Origin of the sequence: Yoonia sp. R2-816, from assembly GCF_046762905.1 — a bacterium.
Classification (GTDB): Bacteria; Pseudomonadota; Alphaproteobacteria; order Rhodobacterales; family Rhodobacteraceae; genus Yoonia.
The window spans coordinates 1-523 of sequence record NZ_JBKQXN010000187.1 but is presented as its reverse complement, the minus strand read 5'-3'; the positions used below and the strand labels follow the sequence as shown (position 1 = coordinate 523).

The 523-nt window shown below is 54.9% G+C and carries 1 protein-coding gene; it reads left to right on the top strand.

The features are described from left to right. A partial coding sequence (locus tag ACFWW2_RS11295) for an IS630 family transposase (RefSeq protein ID WP_393928170.1) occupies positions 1-506 on the top strand: 506 nt, incomplete at its 5' end. Between the last annotated feature and the right edge of the window lie 17 nt (positions 507-523).

The following is a 523-nucleotide window of genomic DNA, read 5'->3' as shown; positions in this document are numbered from 1 at the left end:
TGTTCATTGACGAAACAGCCGTTAAGACCAACCTCACCCGACTGCGTGGCTGGGCTCCTCAAGGAGAACGGCTGACTATGGACGCCCCTTTTGGCAGCTGGGGAACGCAAACACTGATCGCAGGGTTGACCCGTGACGCTCTGATCGCACCATGGGTCATAAAGGGCGCGATGGATGGCCCGGCATTTGCCGCCTACATCAGAGAAGTCCTCGTCAAGGAAATTGCACCCGGCACTGTCGTCATCCTCGACAATCTGGCTACGCACCGAAACAAGGAGGCTGCACAGGCCCTGCGCGACCGCGGCTGCTGGTTTCTCTACCTGCCACCTTACTCACCCGATCTGAAACCGATAGAACAAGCCTTCTCCAAGCTGAAAGCTCATCTGCGACGCATCGGAGCCAGAACATTCACAGAGGTCTTCGAGGCAATCGGATCAATCTGCGATCTCTACGACCCAACAGAGTGTTGGAACTACTTCAAGGCTGCCGGATATGTCTCAAACTAAATTCGAAACGCTTTAGT